Raw genomic sequence first — 17,500 nt, forward strand, 5'->3', positions numbered from 1 at the left:
TCAGCAAGAGCTTGGTCGGATCATTCAGGATGACAGCGTGACACAGCCGGATTTCAAAGAACTTTTCACGACCTTCGGCAAGATCGGCCTTCTGTCCTTCGGCGGTCCGGCGGCGCAGATCGCCATGCTGCAACGTGTCCTCGTGGATGAAAAGAAATGGATGGATCAGGAGCGGCTGATCCATGCGCTCAATTTCTGCATGTTGCTGCCGGGGCCGGAAGCCATGCAGCTTGCCACCTATTCCGGCTGGGCGGTGAAAGGCTGGCGCGGCGGGTTGCTGGCGGGGCTGCTGTTTGTTCTGCCCGGTGCGGCGGTGATGCTCGCGCTCTCCGCGCTTTATATCGCGCTTGGCCATGTGGAGATCGTCGCCGGGCTGCTGTTCGGCCTGAAAGCTGCGGTTCTGGCCGTGGTTTTCGAGGCGCTGTACCGGATGGGAAAGCGCACACTCGCTTCCGGCTTTTCCTATTGCGTAGCCGTTGCGGCATTCATTGCGATAGCGCTTTTGAAACTGCCATTTCCGCTCGTCATTCTGCTCGCGGCTCTTGTGGGCGGGTTACGGCACGTCGTTCAGGGGAATGGCACCGCCACAGTTCTGGGCGAGGCGGCACCCGGTGCCTTGCGGGAATTTGTGCGGCAGGCGCTGATCTGGGCTGGGCTGTGGCTCGCGCCGCTCCTCGCGCTTTACCTCATTTTCGGCGGCAGCCATGTCTTCGTGCAGGAAGCGGCTTTCTTCTCAAAGCTGGCGGCGGTGACATTTGGTGGGGCCTATGCCGCGCTTTCCTATACAGCGCAGCAGGCGGTCGAGCATTTCGGCTGGATGAAGCCGGGCGAGATGCTGACCGGGCTTGGGCTGGCCGAAACCACGCCGGGGCCGCTGATCCTCGTGCTGGTCTTTGTGGGCTTTGTGGGGGCTGCGAACCTGTCGGGCCTGCCGCCGCTTGTCGGCGGATTTTTCGGCGGGTTGATCGCGCTGTGGTTTACCTTCGTGCCGTGTTTTCTCTGGATATTGGCGGGCGCGCCTTTCGTGGAGCGACTGCGTCAGCTGCGCTGGCTGTCGGCCATGATGGGCGGGATCACGGCTGCGGTCGTCGGCGTGATTGCCAATCTGGCGCTGTGGTTCTCGCTGCATGTCCTGTTTGCGCAGGTGGTGGAGAAGGCTGTCGGCCCGTTTTCGCTGCCGCTGCCGGTCTGGAGCACAATAGACAATGCCGCCGTCCTGATCGCAGGCGCGGCGGCATTGCTGCTTGTGGTCTTCAGGATGAACATGCCGCTCGTGCTGTTGCTGGCGGCATGTTTCGGAATTGTGATCCGACTGGTGTTCTAGTCGAACAGGCTCGAAACGGACTCTTCCGCTGCCGTGCGCGCAATGGCTTCGCCGATCAGGTCCGAGATCGACAGCACGCGGATATTCGGCGCATCGTTGATGGCGGTGGTCGGCTGGATGGAATCGGTGATGACCAGTTCCTTCAGCTTCGATGAGGCGATACGGGCAACCGCGCCGCCGGACAGAACGCCATGCGTGATATAGGCGGTGACGCTGTTCGCGCCCTTGGCCAGCAGGGCCTCGGCTGCATTGCAGAGCGTGCCGCCGGAATCGACGATATCGTCGAACAGCAGGCAGTCCTTGCCGGAAACATCGCCGATGACGTTCATCACTTCCGATTCACCTGGACGTTCGCGGCGCTTGTCGACGATGGCAAGCTGCGCATCGATGCGCTTGGCGAGCGAACGGGCGCGCACCACGCCGCCGACGTCCGGCGAGACGACCATGCAATTGCCGGTGGCGTAATTGGCCTTCACATCGCGGGCGATGACCGGAACGGCATAGAGATTGTCGGTCGGGATATCGAAGAAGCCCTGGATCTGACCGGCGTGAAGGTCAAGCGTCAGAACGCGGTTGGCGCCGGCTTCGGTGATGAGGTTGGCGACGAGCTTGGCCGAGATCGGCGTGCGCGGGCCGGGCTTGCGGTCCTGACGGGCATAGCCGAAATAGGGCAGGACGGCGGTGATGCGACGGGCCGAGGAGCGGCGGAAGGCATCGATCATGATGAGCAGTTCCATCAGGTGATCGTTTGCCGGATAGGAGGTCGATTGCAGAACGAATACGTCTTCGCCGCGCACGTTTTCCTGAATCTCCACGAAGATTTCCTGATCGGCGAAGCGGCGCACGCTGGCCTTGCCGAGTGGAATGTTGAGATATTGAGCAACGGATTCGGCAAGAACCCGGTTGGAGTTGCCTGCGAAAAGTTTCATTCTTTTGCCTCTGACGCCGATGCGGTCGCGGTTTGCAGTCTGGTTGTCGCAAAAGTCCGCCGGAGCGGACAATCTCGAAAATTTTAAAGCTGCGTACTTGTCTGACGGGATCAAGTACAGCAGCTTGCAAGGTTCTTTCGGATGCCGGGGCTATTGCAAAGAGTCACAGTTATTGCAAGGCCCGACGGAACACAATTGCTGTAAAAAGCCCGGTTTTGCGCCTTTCCCACAATAGGCGGAACAGATTCAGCAAAAGATTTCAGTCTTTTGCTGACAAAGCAAGTTTCTATGCGCGATTTGCCGCAAGCCAGGTGGAATATTCCTGCATGGTCCGGTCGGCGATTGCCTGCATGGCGGAAGCCGGGACGACGCTCCATGAGTCTGCGGCGGCACCTTGAACCTTTTCCTGTCCCTGTATGCGATGGAGACGGTTGCCGGAGGCATCCAGCACGTCCCAGACATAGAGAACAGTCGTCTGGTTGTCTTCCGAAAGAACCGAGAAATACCCCTTCATGATATAGGTGGCGCTTGGGTCATTATTGCCTGCAAGCTCGACGCCTTTCGCCCTGGCGTCATCATTCATGCGATGGGTGAGCGGCGTCACCACATTGACCGGCGCGCCGACGATGGGCGCGATATGCAGCTTGCCGGGCTTCAGCGCCGCGCTGCGCTGCGGTGCCGCTGCCGCGGTGGCTGGCGTGGTGGTGGCAGCCGGAGCGGCGGGGGCTGTGGCGGCCGCTTGACTGGCTGCCTGCTGGCTGCCTTGTACGTTCAGAGCGGATTCCGTGCTGTTGCAGGCGGCGAGCAGGCTGGTCAGCGCTCCGGCAAGCAACAGCGTCATTGAAAGACGTGCCTTGTTCATGTTCGGCTTCATGCTCCTGAAGGCGCAGGTTTTCTGCGGTCGGGCATTTTCAGTTCGAAATGTCTATCGATCTTTCCCAATCTGCGCTTTATCGCTGATTGCGCCTCATTTGACAATCATATCAAGAGAATGGCGGGATAATGGCTCCGCCGCGCCATTTGTCGTGAGATATGTCCGGCCAAGCGTCATTGCGGTCTGCGTGTCGGAATCGGTGATGATCATATGCGCGAAAAGCGTCATGTCCGGCTGGATGGTTTCCGGGTTGCCGGCATAGAACATCTGCGGGTCCATCCATGATGGCGTGAAGCGCGCGCCGACCGAATAGCCGCAGGCATTGAGCCGGTGGCGGGTGAGGCCGTGGGCTTCCATGGTCCGCGCATGGGCGTCGAACACGTCGCCGAATGTCGAGGCGGGCGTCATCGCCGCTTCGACTGCTTCCAGCGCCTCGCGCGCGGCGGCATAAAGCTCCAGATGATGCGGGGTCGGCTTGCCCACGATCAGCGTGCGCATCATCGGCGCATGGTAATGGCGGAAAACGCCGGACCATTCGAGCGTGAGCTGGTCGTTCCCGTCGAGCTTGCGCCTGCCGGACTTGTAGCGGCAGAGCAGGGCGTCGTCGCCCGAGCCGATGATATATTCGTTCGCCGGATAATCGCCGTCGCCGGCAAAATTGGCGCTCATCATCGCGGCCAGAATATCGGCTTCGCTGGCCCCGCCTTTGGTCAGCTTGATCGCCGCATCGAGCGCGTCGTCGCTCAGTTGCGCGGCGCGCCTGGCATAGGCGATTTCGGCAGGGCTTTTGAGAAGGCGCAGCCGGTCCACCATGCCGGACGCATCGTAAAGCTTGGCAAAGCTCTGCAACTGTTCATCGAGCTTGCGGGCGTTCGCGCCCGTCAGGCCATGGGTCTGGTATTCGATCCCGATCCTGCTGCCGAGCAGGTCAAGCTCCGTCAGGATGTTGCGCAGGTCGGCGGCCGGATTGGCATTGTCGCGGTCGGTCCACACGACGATGTTCTCGATGTTCGAGGTGTGGCGCGCCTGCCGTAGATCGGCGGAGCGCGTCATCAGCACCATCGACCCGTCGGCCTTCACCACAAGGCACTGGAAGAAGCAGAAGCCGAACGTGTCATAGCCGGTCAGCCAATACATGCTCTCCTGTGCGAACAGCAGCAGCGCATCCAGCTTCTCCTCCTCCATCTTCAAGATCAGACGGTCGCGACGGGCGGCGAATTCTTCCGGCTCGAAGTGAAGGGCCATGCGGTTCTCCTAGTCTTCTTTGACAGCGATGTCTTTTTTGATGGCGATCGCCGCAATCTGACGCCCGTAATCGGGCTCGTTGCGATGGGTGGCGCGCCGGTAGGAATAAAACTGTTCCTCATCGGCATAGGTGCATTGGCGTAAGGATCCGGCCTGTACGCCAGCCTTCGTCAGACGGTCGGTGATGAACGTCCACAGATCGAACAGATGATGTTCCGGCTTTTTTGAAGGCCGGAAATAGGCCGTGTACTTCGGGTCCCTGCCGATAAATTCGGCATGGAATTCCGGTCCGACTTCATAATTTTCCGGCCCGATGGTGGGGCCCAGAACAGCGACGATATTCTCGCGCCTTGCGCCGAGCCCGATCATGGCTTCGATGGTGTTTTCCAGCACGCCGCCAAAAGCGCCCCGCCATCCGGCATGGGCAGAGCCGATGACGCCCGCCTGATGATCGGCAAAAAGCACCGGGCCGCAATCGGCGGAAAGCGCGCCAAGCGCGATGCCGGGAACATTGGTCACCATGGCATCGGCCTTGGGGCGCGGCATGCCGAGCGGTTCGGTAACGTGGACGACATCGGGCGAGTGGACCTGATGCACGGTCATGAGATGACCGGGCGCAACGCCAAGGCTTTCCGCCACGCGGCGGCGATTCTCGGCCACCTTTTCCGGTGCGTCGTTCGATCCGATGCCGACATTCAGGCCCCTGTAGATGCCATCGGAAACGCCGCCCTTGCGCGTGAAAAAGCCATGCGCAATCCGCTTCCCGTTCTGTCCCACGGGTTTTTCAAGGAGAGGCGAGCGGAGCGGTTGCGGGGTGTCGGTCATGGCAATCTCATTGTAAATGACGGGATGGTGGGGGAGCTCGGACGGCTTGTCAAAAGCTTTTTCATTCAGGCTTCAGACTGGCTCGAAAGGATAAAGACGTGTCTGCCGGTCACTCAATGCGAGAACCTTGAACAAGGTTCCCATCTGATCGGGTGCGGCCAGTCTTTCGACATCCTGCCGGATTTTTTCCTGAAATGCCGCATCCTTGCCCGCGCCGAGCCGCCCGGCGCGATCAATCAGGCCCATTGCGAGCAGAAACTCGCCCTGCGTCATGGTTCCGGTCTTGCAGCCGCAGGCTGTTGCGGCCTGTTTCAGAATATCGAAATCGACATGGCTGGTGAGATCGGCCTTGCCCGGATTGGCGAATACATCATCGTAGGCGTGTTTCAGCATGGCTTGCAGCGTGTCGCCGAAACCGGATTCCAGGTGGCCGTAATCGATGTTGAGCGCGGCTCCCCGCGCCGCCGCGATGCGGCTGGCGATCTCCTGCATCAAGGCCGTGCGCGCCGGGGCGGCTTCAAAGATCGCGCCTTCCGGGGCCTGCGCATGGTCATCGGGCAAAAGCGCCGGATCGATGCCGCCCGCGCCGCTGACGAACTGGAACGCGCCCTGTTCGTCAAGCGCGATCATCCGTTCGACAAAGCGGCCACCCACCTTGACGAATTGCCGGAACGGGATCGCGTCGAACAGTTCATTGGTCACAAGGATCAGCGGTCCATCGGCGGGAATGTCGGCAAAGCGTTCAAACCAGTCGATCTTCGCGCCCGCATCGGAGAGTTTTTCCTTCTGCCTTTCAACAAGGCGCGGGCTGGTTTCCACCATGGCAATCCGCGTATGGCCCAGCATTTGCGGGGCAAGCCTGCCGACGGTGCGCAGCATGTCGCTCATCAGCGTGCCGCGACCGGGGCCGATTTCGCACAGTGTGACCGTGTCCGGGCGTCCAAGCGCATCCCATGCGCCGACGCACCAGATGCCGATCAGTTCGCCGAACATCTGGCTCACTTCCGGCGCGGTGATGAAATCGCCCGCGCGCCCGAAAGGCTCGCGCGTCGTATAATAGCCCGCCTCGCGGTCGCCGAGGCAGGCTGCCATGTAATCGGCCACGCTGATCGGCCCGGTGGCGGCGATCAGGCGTTTCAGCCGGTCTTTCAGCGGGAGGTCAGGCATCCCTGGCGGCTGCCCGGTTTGCCCGCCACATGGCCCACAGGCCGAGCAGCACCATCGGCACGGAAAGCACCATGCCCATGGTGAGCCATCCGCCGAAGAGATAGCCCAACTGGGCATCCGGCTCGCGGAAGAATTCCACCGCGATGCGGCTCAATCCGTAACCGGCGATGAAGGCGCCTCCCACAAAGCCCGGCTGCTTGAGCTTGCGTCCGACCCAGACCAGCAGGAACAGCACGAAGAAAAGCACAAACCCTTCAAGAAAGGCTTCATAAAGCTGGCTCGGATGGCGCGGCAGCGGGCCGCCATTGGGGAAATAGACCGCCCATGGCACGTCGCTGACCCGGCCCCAGAGTTCCGAATTGATGAAATTGGCAACACGCACCACGCCAAGCCCGACGGGCACGCCGGCGGCAACCGTGTCGAACATGCTCCAGATACTGATCCCGCGCGAGCGGGCAAACAGGATCATGGCGAGCGTGGTGCCCAAAATGCCGCCGTGAAACGACATGCCGCCATCCCACACCGCCGGAATGGCCATCGGGTTCGCGATATAATAGGAAAGATTATAGAAGAGCACATAGCCGATGCGCCCGCCGAGCACGACGCCGAGCGCCGCCCAGATCACGAAATCGTCAAGCGCTTCCGGCGCCATCGGCGGCTGGTTGTGGGCCCAAAGGCGGTGGCTGCGCAAAAGCTTCTTGCCGTACCACCAGGCAAACATGATGCCGACGACATAGCCAAGGCCGTACCAGTGCACCGCCAGCGGCCCGACCCGGAAGATCACCGGGTCGATATTGGGAAAGGCGAGCGCCGATGCGGGCAGCAACGTCTCAATCATGAAATCACTCCGTTTTGTGACGGAACATGCTGGACGAAGCTTTTGCGGTCAAGCCGGGTCGGGATTAATCACGATTACAGGCTCGCGCTTGCATCGTGATCGCGGCAGGCTTATTTCAAATACAGCTTTTTCAACAGCTTCATGCGGAAACAGGGAAGACAGCCATGACCAGCGGACAGAACCGGGTTCTCGATGAACTCGCCAAGCTTGTGACGGATGCGGCGGGCGCCGCGCAGGGCGTGCGCCGCGAAGTGGAAACGGCATTGCGTTCGCAAGGGGAGCGCGTGCTGAACACGCTCGACGTGGTGCAGCGCGAAGACTTCGAAGCCGTTCGCGAAATGGCGATCAAGGCGCGGGCCGAAAACAGCGCCTTGCTGGCAAGAATCGAAGCTCTCGAAGCGCGTCTTGCCAAATTCGACGTTGATTCCAGCGCCAAAACGGCGAAATCCACTTCCGGTTCGGCAAAATCCAAAGATAATTCCTGATTATTTATTAACAGGCCGCAAGTGGCAAAAACCCTTGTCTTAGAGTCGCTTAAGGCAAGGGTCGCGGCCAGCCCCCCTTATATTTCCACATGCTTTCATGCCTCTTTTTGGAAAAGGGGCTGGCGTTCAGATTCAGCATCAATAGACTGAAAACACTACATGATTCGTAACGCGGTCATGTAGGCGGCGGCGAGGGGCTGTGTGTCAGGTTTCGCGTCTTTCAGGCTGCTTTCCAGTATCAGTTGCGTATGTGCGTGTGCCATTGGGGCGCTTGCATGCCGTTGGGCGTGCCGGTTCCTCGACCGATCAATTCGTGCCTGTTTTCCTGCGCTTGTTCTTGCGCGGTGACGGCACGGGCGAGCAATGACTTGCGCGCCGGGAATTTGGAAGCATCTGGGGGCAGATGTTTCGCAGAACAGGAAACGGACATGAGCCTTCTTGAGCTTGAATTCGCACGTGAGGCGCATCCGGTGGATGTGATCGAACAGGTCGCGCATTCAAACGACTGGACGTTCGAGCGGACTGGCGACGACGAAATCGCAATCTCGGTTGCGGGCAACTGGACTGACTATCACGTCTCGTTTTCCTGGATGGAGGATTTCGAGGCACTGCATCTGGCCTGCGCATTCGACATCAAGGTGGCCGAGCCGCGTGTGAACGAAGTGATGCGCCTGCTGTCGCTCATCAATGAAAAGCTTTTGATGGGCCATTTCGACCTCTGGCAGCAGGAAGGCGCGATCATGTATCGCCAGTCGCTGCTGCTGGCAGGCGGGGCGGAACCGACGAGCCGACAGGTGGAAGTGCTGCTGTCGGCGGCGCTGGAAGCCTGCGAAGCCTATTTCCAGGCCTTCCAGTTTGTGGTCTGGTCGGGCGTTTCGGCGCGCGAGGCGCTGGAGAGTGTGGTGTTCGAGACTGTCGGTCGAGCCTGAGCGTCTATATCAGCTGAATTTGGCCCGGCGCCCGCGCCGGGTTTTCTGCGAGGCGGGGGAGTAAAACAATGAGCGAAGCAACCACCATCACCTGGGCGGATTTCGAAAAGGTCGATATCCGCAGCGGAACCATCGTGGAAGCCGTGCCATTTCCCGAAGCGCGCAAGCCCGCCTTCAAGCTCAAGATCGATTTCGGCGAAAAGATCGGCATCAAGAAGTCGTCGGCCCAGATCACCAGACACTACACGCCGGAGCAGCTCATCGGCAAACAGGTCATGGCCGTGGTGAATTTTCCGCCGCGCCAGATCGGCCCCTTCATGTCGGAAGTGCTGACGCTCGGCATGCCGGACGAAAACGGCGAAGTGGTTCTCGCGGCAATCGATAAGCCGGTGCCGAACGGCGGCAAGCTTTACTGAGCGTGTGAAATTTCAAACAAAGCCATTACTTTCCCCTCCGCCCTCTCGAAGCGCGAGGGAAAGGAACAGCGCCGAAATGTGCCTCAAGCCGGAATGTGGATGATGGCGCGCAGGCCCCCTATCGGGGCGTTTTCCAGCGCAATATCGCCGCCATGGCTGCGCGCGATGTCGCGGGCAATGGCAAGCCCAAGTCCGCCGGTGCCGCCGGAATCCTGCGTGCGCGCCTCGTCCAGCCGCACGAAAGGCTTGAAGACATCTTCACGGCGGTCTTCGGGAATGCCCGGCCCGTCATCATCCACGATGACGTTGAGCCAGCCATCGTTATGCAAGATCGAAAGCTCCACATTTTGCGCATGACGGAAGGCGTTTGAAACCAGATTGCTGACCAGGCGCGAGAAGGCGTTCGGCCGCACATGGACCTCGCTGTCGCCTTCGATATGATATTTGAAGCCGCGTTCGCGCAGGCGCGCTTCGTGTTCCAGCTTTTCGCAAAGCCGGGTGACGTCGAAGCTTGCCGTTTCCTCCGCGCCTTCGCCGCGCGCAAAGGCGAGATAGCCTTCCAGCATCGTCTGCATGTCGGCGATGTCCTGATTGAGCGGCTCGGTGTCGATGGAGTGTCCTGCGAGAGCCAGTTGCAGCTTGAAGCGGGTCAGAATGGTGCGCAGGTCGTGGCTGACGCCGGACAGCATGGCGGTGCGCTGCTCGATCTGGCGCTCGATGCGCGAGCGCATCTGGATGAAGGCAATGCCGGCACGGCGCACTTCCTCCGCGCCGCGCGGGTGAAAACCTTCCGGCATGGGGCGCCCCTTGCCGAAACTTTCCGCCGCTTCGGCAAGCTGCTGGATCGGCTTGATCTGGTTGCGCAGGAAGGCGATGGCGATAATCAGCAGAACAAGCGCGGTGCCCACCATCCATGTCAGGAAGATGCCCGTATTGGACGCATAGGCCTGGCTGCGCCGGGCAAAGACGCGCAACACCTTGTCCTCAAGCTTGATGCGGATTTCGATGAGATCGGAATCGCCCACCGTATCCACCCAGAACGGACGGTTGATCTGGCGGGTGATTTCTTCGCTCAGGAAGTAGTCGAGAATGGCGAAAAAGGGCTTTGGCCCCGGCGGCGGCAGCGGATCGGGCGGCAGGATGGAAATGTTGAGCGCCAGCCGCTGCTGCGCGATGCGGATGAGATTGTCGTAGCCCGGTTCCTGCGGATAGGTTTCGAGAATATCGATGATCGCCGCAATGTCGCGCACCACCGCCGTGGAAAGCCGTTCCGTCACCATCTGCCAGTGGCGCTCCATGAACACATAGGCGATCACGGACTGGAGCAGGACCATCGGGGCGATGATGATGATGAGCGACCGCGCATAGAGCCCCTTCGGCATGGTGCGCGCCAACCAGCGGAAGAATTTTCTCAAGGGCGATCTCATCGTGTTAAAACGTCCCTAATGCATGTCTCCCGAAAGTGGGAACCGGTTTAGGGATAAAAGACATGCATGAAAACAAAAGCTTAAAGCGTGTCATACGAATACGATAAGGTGCGACGCGCTTTAAGTCCGCGCGGCTGCGCTTTCCATGAACAACATTGCGGCTATGCCTTTTGTACACGCCGCGACGCCTTTTGGGAAAACACCATTTTCTGATCGCGATGGTTGTGATTGCCGCCGCCCTGCTATTCGATGCTGAGCTTGTAGCCGATGCCGCGCACGGTCTGGAGCCAGACCGGATTGGCCGGGTCATGCTCGATCTTGCGGCGCAGGCGGTTGATCTGCACGTCGATCGTGCGTTCGCCGACATCGCCGTCCTGGCCCGTCAGTTCGTGGCGGGGGATCGTTTCGCCGGCACGCTCGGCGAAGATCGCCATGATGTCCTGCTCGCGGTCGGTGAGCTTGATCGTCTCGGTTCCCTTCTTCAATTCGCGGCGCGGAATGAAGAATGTGTAGGGCCCGAACACGATCTGCTCGATCTTCGGCTGCGCGGGCGGCGCACCGCGCCGCAGGATATTGTTGATGCGCAAGGTCAGCTCGCGCGGATCGAACGGCTTGGGCAGATAATCGTCCGCCCCGGCGGACAGGCCGTCGATGCGGCTGTCGGTTTCCGACAGGGCCGTGAGCATGAGGATTGGCACATTCTTCTGCTCGCGCAGGGAGCGCGTCAGCGAAACGCCGGTTTCGCCCGGCATCATCACGTCGAGGATCAGAAGGTCGAAATCGATGCCTTCCAGCTTGCGGCGCGCTTCGGCGGCACTTCCAGCCATCGTGACGCGAAAACCGCTATTGGTCAGATATTGTGAGAGAAGGCTGCGGATGCGCGTATCGTCGTCTACGACGAGGAGATGCGGCGCGTCATCCGAGAGCGTCTTTTCTTCTTCTGCAGCCATGGCCTCTTTCGATCCCATTCCGTTCCAGTTCGATTGCAGCATCGTGCTTTCAATATGTTAGAGCGGGTTCTATTTTAACAGAATCACCAGAACTGCTCTAACTCTTTGTTTTGTCACATTTTCCTTACGCAAAACCGCTTTGCGCCTTTGCTGGAAATGCTCCAGGATGCAACATGCGTCGCCGGGCATATTACCCACTGGAATGCGGCGCGTCCATTCACTGGCTGAAACGGTTTGTTTTTATACAAGCACTTACTGCTACCTGGCGTAACAATCCGATTCAAACCTGACGGGCGGCGGGGTCTTCGGCGGAAAATTCATCGATCTGCGCCCGCCGTTCGGGATTGACCATATTGTAAAGAAAGCGCTCGATCACCTGCCGGTCCTGCGGCGCGCAATCCTCCAGCGCGCGCGCGATGCGCCGCGACTGGGGAAGGGCGAGGGCAAGCGTGAGCTGGCGTCCGCTCTCGGTCGGATAAAGCTTGCGGTGGCGGCGGTCGTGCAGGCCGGTCGCCTGAACGACATGGCCGGTGTCGATCAACTGCTTGAGCACGCGCGACAGGCTCTGCTTGGTGATCCGCAGCACGTCCAGAAGCTCGGCCACCGTCATGCCCGGCTTGCGGTTGATGAAATAGAGAACACGGTGATGCGCCCGCCCGAAGCCGATCTTTTCCAGGATAAGATCGGGGTCGGCGGTGAAGTCGCGATAGGAAAAGAACAAAAGCTCAATGACGTTGAGATCGGCAGCCTCCTCGGCCGTCAACGGATTGCGAATATAATTCATATCGTTGGTCGAATTCACATCGATGCTCCATTCTGTCGCGTTAAATATGTCAGCATTGTTGACATAATTCAATCGCCCAGATAATTTTCGACAAGCGTGAAGCGGTCTTTTTGGAATAATGTTTGCGCTGATACATGCCGGGAGGGGGAATAATTGCGTTGGCCGGGCGCCTGCCGCCGTTTGAAAATGCGGTGGAGGGGATCGGGCTGCCGCAATGTTTCGTCCGCGGGGGGATTATCGTCTTTCCATGCATGCTCCGCCTGGGATTTGCGCAATATGTTTGCGTGACATCAAAGCATTCTGGACAAAAAGGCCAGCGATTACGTGGGAAAAAGGGTGCCCTTTGCCCTGATCCGTCGATTTAGCTGGGGAAGACGGGCCGAGGGGGCGTTTGCCGGGCCGGAAACCGGTTGCGAGACAGTGCCGCGCAATATTCAGGAGCAATAAAATGGCTGCGATTCCATTCGATCAACGCGACGGATTTATCTGGCTGGACGGAGAATTCGTCGACTGGAAAGAGGCGAAAGTTCACGTGCTGACCCATGGGCTGCACTATGCGAGCGCCGTTTATGAAGGCGAGCGCGCCTATGGCGGCGAGATATTCAAGCTTGATGAACATACCGAACGCCTGCGCCAATCCGCGCGCATTCTCGGCTTCGAGATTCCCTTCAGTGGTGCTGAAATCAACGATGCCTGCCGCGAACTTCTCAAGAAGCAGGGTTTTGACGACGCCTATGTGCGCCCGATTGCCTGGCGCGGATCAGATTCGCTCGGCATTTCGGCGCAGAACAACCGCATCCATCTGGCCATCGCCATCTGGCAGTGGCCGAGCTATTTCTCGCCCGAGGAAAAGATGAAGGGCATCCGGCTCGATTTCGCCGAATATCGCCGCCCGGACCCGTGCACCGCGCCATGGCGCGCGAAGGCTGCCGGGCTCTATATGATCTGCACGATCTCCAAACATGCCGCCGAAGCCAAGGGCTATGCCGATGCCTTGATGCTCGACTGGCGCGGGCAGGTGGCCGAAGCGACCGGCGCCAATGTGTTCTTCGTGAAGGATGGCGCGCTGCACACGCCAAAGCCCGACTGCTTCCTCGACGGCATTACGCGCCGCACGGTCATCGATCTTGCCGGGCGCCGCGGCATCGCGGTGATCGAGCGGACAATCATGCCGGAAGAACTGGCCGGTTTCTCCGAATGCTTCCTGTGCGGCACGGCAGCCGAAGTCACGCCGGTCTCCGAGATCGGTCAATACCGGTTCAAGCCTTCCGAAATCACAGATGTTCTGATGAATGATTATGTCGCGGAAGTTCATCCCCGGCGGGCAGCAGCGGAATAACCGCCCGACGACTGAAAGGCGGGAAAGGCCGTGCCGGGAAAACCTTTCCGGTGCCTTTCCTGGCCCCTTTCACAGCATGGTCTGCCGGGAAAATAAGCATGTTTATTAATTTAGTGAATGTTGATCTTGGGTTTTAAACAGAAAAAGAGTACCATTTGAGCGATTTTTCCATGATGCTGTCGCTTATTGTTTGACATTGGAAAGTTTCGGTCCAAGATTTTTTACACCGGATACACGTCATTCCGGTTTAGAACTCAGATGGAGTGATGATTATGGAATCTCTACTACCTATCATTCTCCAGCTTGTCGCTGGCGCAGTTGGTGGCAATATCGCAGGTGCCGTGAAGAACCTCAGTCTCGGCGCGGCCGGCAACACGGTGGCAGGTGGCATCGGTGGTGTCATCCTCGGTCAGCTCCTTCCAATGCTGTCCGGCGGCGGCATGGATTCCGTGCTCAATGGCGTTGTCGGCCAGTTGGCGGGCGGCGGTGTTGGCGGTATCGTGCTGACGGCTATTGTCGGCCTGATCAAGAACTCGATGGCCGCCAAGGCCTGACGCAGCCGGAGCCTGGCCTTTTTTAAGGCGATGCTTCCTGCGGAGGCGAAAAAAGACCGGTAAGCGGGTCCGCTTTTCGGAAGATGTTTCGATTATATGCCCGATTGTGGGGACGATCGGCCCGACGAATTGTCGGAGAGGGAAAAAGCGGACGGCCATTCGCCGTCCGCTTTTTATTTGGCAAAGCCTTCACGCGGACACGGCTGGCCATTATGTGTAAATGGAAAGCCGTATACCGAGTGGAGTCCAGAATATGGGGCAATTGCAGGCCATTATCGTTCCCGTCACGCCTTTTCAGCAGAATTGCACCATTCTGTTCGACGGTGAAACCAAAAAGGGGGTCGTGATCGACCCCGGCGGCGATCTTGCGCGCATCAGGGAAGCCATCGAATCCGAGGGGATAGACGTCGAGGCCATCTGGATCACCCATGGCCATATCGATCATGCCGCCGCCGCGCTCGATCTCAAGGAAGCGCTGGGGGTGGAGATCATCGGGCCGCACAGGGACGACAAATTCCTGCTCGACAATCTGGAAGCGGCGGGCCGGAAATATGGCATCACCGAAGGCGTGCGCAATGTCACGCCGGATCGCTGGCTGGAGGAAGGCGACACGGTTTCCGTTGCCGGGCACGCATTCGATGTCTTCCATACGCCGGGCCACGCGCCGGGCCATGTCGTGTTCTTCAGCCCGGAGGCGCGCTTTGCCATTGTCGGCGACGTGCTTTTCAACGGTTCCGTGGGGCGCACCGACCTGCCGGGCGGCGACCATGCGGCGCTGATTCGCTCCATCAAGGAAAAGCTGCTGCCGCTTGGCGATGATATCGGCTTTATCTGCGGGCACGGCCCCGGCAGTCGGTTTGGCGATGAGCGCCGTTCCAATCCCTTTTTAAACGATACGGGATATGCATGACAAAAAGCCGCCAACAAGAACGGTCACCCTGAAATCAGGGTGACCGTTCTTGTTATTTCTAGCCGCATTATCCGACGCAAAACTGCTTCGCACTTTTGCTGGAAATGCTCAAATGGCGGCTTTTTACTCACTTGTTCCGTCTCAGTTGGCCGAGCAGAAATGGTCGCGCCCGTCATAACCGCGATAGGTGCCGGTATTGGGGTTGAACGACCGGTAACGGTTGGCGCAGTACTGATACCAGCCGCGGCTCCATGGTTCATAACCGACCCGATAGGTTACGCTGCGGGCCGGAGGGGCCGGATAATAGGCCGGCGGCGGCGGAGGCGGTGCATAGACAGGCGCGGGCTGCACGTAGGTCGTCCGCGGCTGGCTCAGCGCGCTGCCGATCAGGGCGCCTGCGGCAAGGCCGATCACGCCCGCGGCGACCGCGTCGCCATTGCTCCGGTGGCGGTGGCGATAATAAGGACGGTCCCAGCCGCCACGATCCCAACCACGATCCCAACCACGATCCCAACCACGGCGGCCCCAGGAATCTGCCGATGCCGTCGCCAGCGGGGCCGCAACTGCCGCGAGGGACGCGGCTGCCAGGATGGCCATTTTTGCAAATCGGTTCATTGTTCGCTCCTTCAGAAGCTTGACTGCAATTCTTCCGATACGTTTGCCAGTAGGGGGGGTGCCAGACGGGCAGGGCGTATCATTTATAAATAACTGATTAATGCTTTTGACATGAATGGAGGCTGAACAATGGTGAAGGGCGGTGAAAACCTGCCGGTTGCCGGTCAATTACAGGCAGTATCTGTAATATTTCGCGCCTGATGGCGCGCTGGTTCGCCCATGGCCACCGGCGTTGAAACGTGCCGGGGCAGTCTTGCAGGCAATAAAAAACCCCGGCTGAAGCCGGGGCAAGCAATAGGTTCATTTATGAACAATCAGCCGGTAACGGTGATGTTCACGGCCTTCGGGCCCTTGCCGCGACGATCCGGTTCCGTCTCATAGGAAACCTTCTGATTGTCTGCGAGGCCCGTGAGGCCAGAAGCCTGTACAGCAGAGATATGTACGAAGATGTCCGCGCCACCATCGTCCGGCTTGATGAAACCGAAGCCTTTTTCGGTATTGAAGAATTTGACCTGTCCGGTCTGTGCCATGGGATCCGTTCCTTTTCCTTGGCGCCACCGCTCAATCGGAGACGGTGGTATTATAAATTCTGCCAAGCGCACCACACACCCGGCAGAGGGTTATGCAGGCAGTTCTCGACATTGGGAAGGAACCGATCATTGCCGAAGGGGAGCCTTCGACCCGGAACTTATAGCGGCCCCGGCACGCCGTTCTTCCAGTCTTCCATTTGTTCGCTAAATGCCCGAACAGGTGGAGACTGATCTATGACGCGGTATTTGGCAAGCAAATTCTTTGGGGAGCATATGATTGGTTATCTTTGAACCGGTATCGTCAGAAATTTTTACGATTGTTTCTAGAAAATCGTCTGCACATTTTCAAAATAGACAGGCTGGCGCTAATATATCAGAAAAATACTCCTGCAAGACTTTCTGAAACTATCGATTGCGCGAAACTATGCATGCGCCGCCGGCGGCGCGCAACCGTGCACAAATGCCATCGGCCTCCCCGCGGCTGTCGGCGCCGATGCGCACGGCATAGATGCCGCGGCGACCGATCGGCGTGCGTATCCGGCTGATGACGGGGTCGTGGCCGGCAAGCACGGCGCTGAACTGCTTGCGCAGGCGGCTCCACTGGCTGACGGCGGCGCTGCGGCGAAAATTGCCTGCGACCTGTATGCCCCAGGGTTTCGGCTTCACGCGCGACATGGGAATGGTGGCGCTGCGGATGACGGGCAGGCGCTTGCACGCCTCGTCGAATGCGAGTTTTGGGTCCAGCGGGCGGTTCACGATCTCCTTGCCGGCAGCAAAATCGTCGGCGGGCGCGCCGGTAATGTCGAGGACATAATCTTCCGTTTCGAGCGGCAGGAAGCCGCCGGACCGCATCCAGTTCGAAACGCGCCCGGCTCCTGCATTATAGGCGGCTGCTGCAAGCCCCCAATTGCCGAAAGCGCCTTTCAGGTCGCGCAGGAAACTTGCGGATGCGGGAATCGCCTGTTCGATGTCGAAGGGGTCGGCAAGGCCGCGCTCCTTCGCCGTATAGGGCATGAATTGCGCGATGCCCCTGGCGCCGACAGGGCTGACGGCATTGTGGTCGAAACGGCTTTCCTTCCAGATCAGCCGGGCGAAGAAATCGCGCGGAATGCCGTGGGCATCGGCATTGGCGCCGATGAGCTGGCAGATGCGGCCGACGGTCGGCGTCTTCTTTTCGGACGGCAGGGGCGGCGCATAGACCGGCGGGTTCGGTTCGCTGGCCGCATGAGACGAGGCGACGCCGAAAGGCAGGCTGAAAAGCTGCGAAGCCAGGATAACCGCAATGTTGTGCCGGTAATTTTTCATGCTGCCTGTTCTGCTCCCCCATCGATCGTCAAGGTAAAGCATATGGGCGGCTTG

19 protein-coding genes are annotated in these 17,500 nt (G+C 59.4%); 7 read left to right on the forward strand and 12 right to left on the reverse strand.

Annotated elements, in window-relative coordinates:
• Window positions 1-37 precede the first annotated feature (37 nt).
• Complete coding sequence (gene chrA, locus AVM02_RS06065) at window positions 38-1,324, forward strand: chromate efflux transporter (RefSeq protein ID WP_411506080.1); 1,287 nt, start codon at window positions 38-40, stop codon at window positions 1,322-1,324.
• Here chrA and AVM02_RS06070 read toward each other — a convergent pair.
• From AVM02_RS06070 to lgt, 6 genes are all read right to left on the reverse strand, one after another.
• The gene (locus AVM02_RS06070) at window positions 1,321-2,253 is read right to left on the reverse strand and encodes a ribose-phosphate pyrophosphokinase (protein WP_411506081.1); all 933 of its coding nucleotides are present in this window, start codon (window positions 2,251-2,253) and stop codon (window positions 1,321-1,323) included. The genes chrA and AVM02_RS06070 overlap by 4 nt on opposite strands.
• Before the next feature lie 286 nt (window positions 2,254-2,539).
• The gene (locus AVM02_RS06075) at window positions 2,540-3,127 is read right to left on the reverse strand and encodes a hypothetical protein (RefSeq protein ID WP_411506082.1); all 588 of its coding nucleotides are present in this window, start codon (window positions 3,125-3,127) and stop codon (window positions 2,540-2,542) included.
• Window positions 3,128-3,220: 93 nt separating this feature from the next.
• The gene (locus tag AVM02_RS06080) at window positions 3,221-4,372 is read right to left on the reverse strand and encodes a M24 family metallopeptidase (RefSeq protein WP_411506083.1); all 1,152 of its coding nucleotides are present in this window, start codon (window positions 4,370-4,372) and stop codon (window positions 3,221-3,223) included.
• 9 nt (window positions 4,373-4,381) lie between these two features.
• Window positions 4,382-5,197, reverse strand: coding sequence for a peptidoglycan editing factor PgeF (pgeF, locus tag AVM02_RS06085; RefSeq protein WP_411506084.1), 816 nt, complete (start codon window positions 5,195-5,197; stop codon window positions 4,382-4,384).
• A 72-nt stretch (window positions 5,198-5,269) separates the two neighbouring features.
• Window positions 5,270-6,364 (reverse strand): class I SAM-dependent methyltransferase, encoded by a 1,095-nt coding sequence (locus AVM02_RS06090; RefSeq protein WP_411506085.1) that lies wholly within the window; start codon window positions 6,362-6,364, stop codon window positions 5,270-5,272.
• Entirely contained in the window at window positions 6,357-7,202 is an 846-nt protein-coding gene (gene lgt / locus AVM02_RS06095; protein ID WP_411506086.1) for a prolipoprotein diacylglyceryl transferase, read from the reverse strand. The genes AVM02_RS06090 and lgt overlap by 8 nt, the downstream gene beginning before the upstream one ends.
• Window positions 7,203-7,366: 164 nt before the next feature.
• Between lgt and AVM02_RS06100 the strand changes: the two genes are divergently transcribed.
• From AVM02_RS06100 to AVM02_RS06110, 3 genes are all read left to right on the forward strand, one after another.
• Window positions 7,367-7,687, forward strand: coding sequence for an accessory factor UbiK family protein (locus AVM02_RS06100; protein WP_411506087.1), 321 nt, complete (start codon window positions 7,367-7,369; stop codon window positions 7,685-7,687).
• A 428-nt stretch (window positions 7,688-8,115) separates the two neighbouring features.
• The gene (locus AVM02_RS06105; RefSeq protein ID WP_411506088.1) at window positions 8,116-8,616 is read left to right on the forward strand and encodes a YbjN domain-containing protein; all 501 of its coding nucleotides are present in this window, start codon (window positions 8,116-8,118) and stop codon (window positions 8,614-8,616) included.
• 68 nt (window positions 8,617-8,684) lie between these two features.
• Window positions 8,685-9,032, forward strand: a complete 348-nt coding sequence (locus AVM02_RS06110; protein ID WP_411506089.1) for a tRNA-binding protein — start codon at window positions 8,685-8,687, stop codon at window positions 9,030-9,032.
• Window positions 9,033-9,115: 83 nt separating this feature from the next.
• Here AVM02_RS06110 and AVM02_RS06115 read toward each other — a convergent pair whose 3' ends face one another.
• The 3 genes from AVM02_RS06115 to AVM02_RS06125 form a co-directional block, all read right to left on the reverse strand.
• The gene (locus tag AVM02_RS06115) at window positions 9,116-10,459 is read right to left on the reverse strand and encodes an ATP-binding protein (RefSeq protein WP_411506090.1); all 1,344 of its coding nucleotides are present in this window, start codon (window positions 10,457-10,459) and stop codon (window positions 9,116-9,118) included.
• 242 nt (window positions 10,460-10,701) lie between these two features.
• Window positions 10,702-11,409: a response regulator gene (locus AVM02_RS06120; protein ID WP_411506091.1), complete on the reverse strand. Its 708-nt coding sequence runs from the start codon at window positions 11,407-11,409 to the stop codon at window positions 10,702-10,704.
• Window positions 11,410-11,689: 280 nt separating this feature from the next.
• Entirely contained in the window at window positions 11,690-12,211 is a 522-nt protein-coding gene (locus tag AVM02_RS06125; RefSeq protein ID WP_411506092.1) for a MarR family winged helix-turn-helix transcriptional regulator, read from the reverse strand.
• 430 nt (window positions 12,212-12,641) lie between these two features.
• Between AVM02_RS06125 and AVM02_RS06130 the strand changes: the two genes are divergently transcribed.
• The 3 genes from AVM02_RS06130 to AVM02_RS06140 all read left to right on the forward strand — a co-directional run bounded on the left by AVM02_RS06130 (window position 12,642) and on the right by AVM02_RS06140 (window position 14,996).
• Window positions 12,642-13,532, forward strand: coding sequence for a branched-chain amino acid aminotransferase (locus AVM02_RS06130; protein WP_411506093.1), 891 nt, complete (start codon window positions 12,642-12,644; stop codon window positions 13,530-13,532).
• A gap of 272 nt (window positions 13,533-13,804) precedes the next feature.
• The gene (locus tag AVM02_RS06135) at window positions 13,805-14,086 is read left to right on the forward strand and encodes a hypothetical protein (RefSeq protein WP_411506094.1); all 282 of its coding nucleotides are present in this window, start codon (window positions 13,805-13,807) and stop codon (window positions 14,084-14,086) included.
• Window positions 14,087-14,339: 253 nt separating this feature from the next.
• Window positions 14,340-14,996, forward strand: a complete 657-nt coding sequence (locus tag AVM02_RS06140; protein WP_411506095.1) for an MBL fold metallo-hydrolase — start codon at window positions 14,340-14,342, stop codon at window positions 14,994-14,996.
• Window positions 14,997-15,137: 141 nt separating this feature from the next.
• Here AVM02_RS06140 and AVM02_RS06145 read toward each other — a convergent pair whose 3' ends face one another.
• From AVM02_RS06145 to AVM02_RS06155, 3 genes are all read right to left on the reverse strand, one after another.
• A complete protein-coding gene (locus AVM02_RS06145; protein ID WP_411506096.1) occupies window positions 15,138-15,611 on the reverse strand; it encodes a BA14K family protein in 474 nt (157 codons plus the stop codon).
• Window positions 15,612-15,925: 314 nt separating this feature from the next.
• Window positions 15,926-16,141 (reverse strand): cold-shock protein, encoded by a 216-nt coding sequence (locus AVM02_RS06150; RefSeq protein WP_006471910.1) that lies wholly within the window; start codon window positions 16,139-16,141, stop codon window positions 15,926-15,928.
• A gap of 405 nt (window positions 16,142-16,546) precedes the next feature.
• Complete coding sequence (locus tag AVM02_RS06155; RefSeq protein ID WP_411506097.1) at window positions 16,547-17,446, reverse strand: transglycosylase SLT domain-containing protein; 900 nt, start codon at window positions 17,444-17,446, stop codon at window positions 16,547-16,549.
• Window positions 17,447-17,500 lie beyond the last annotated feature (54 nt).

This window comes from Brucella anthropi, from assembly GCF_046630315.1.
Lineage (GTDB): Bacteria > Pseudomonadota > Alphaproteobacteria > Rhizobiales > Rhizobiaceae > Brucella > Brucella anthropi_A.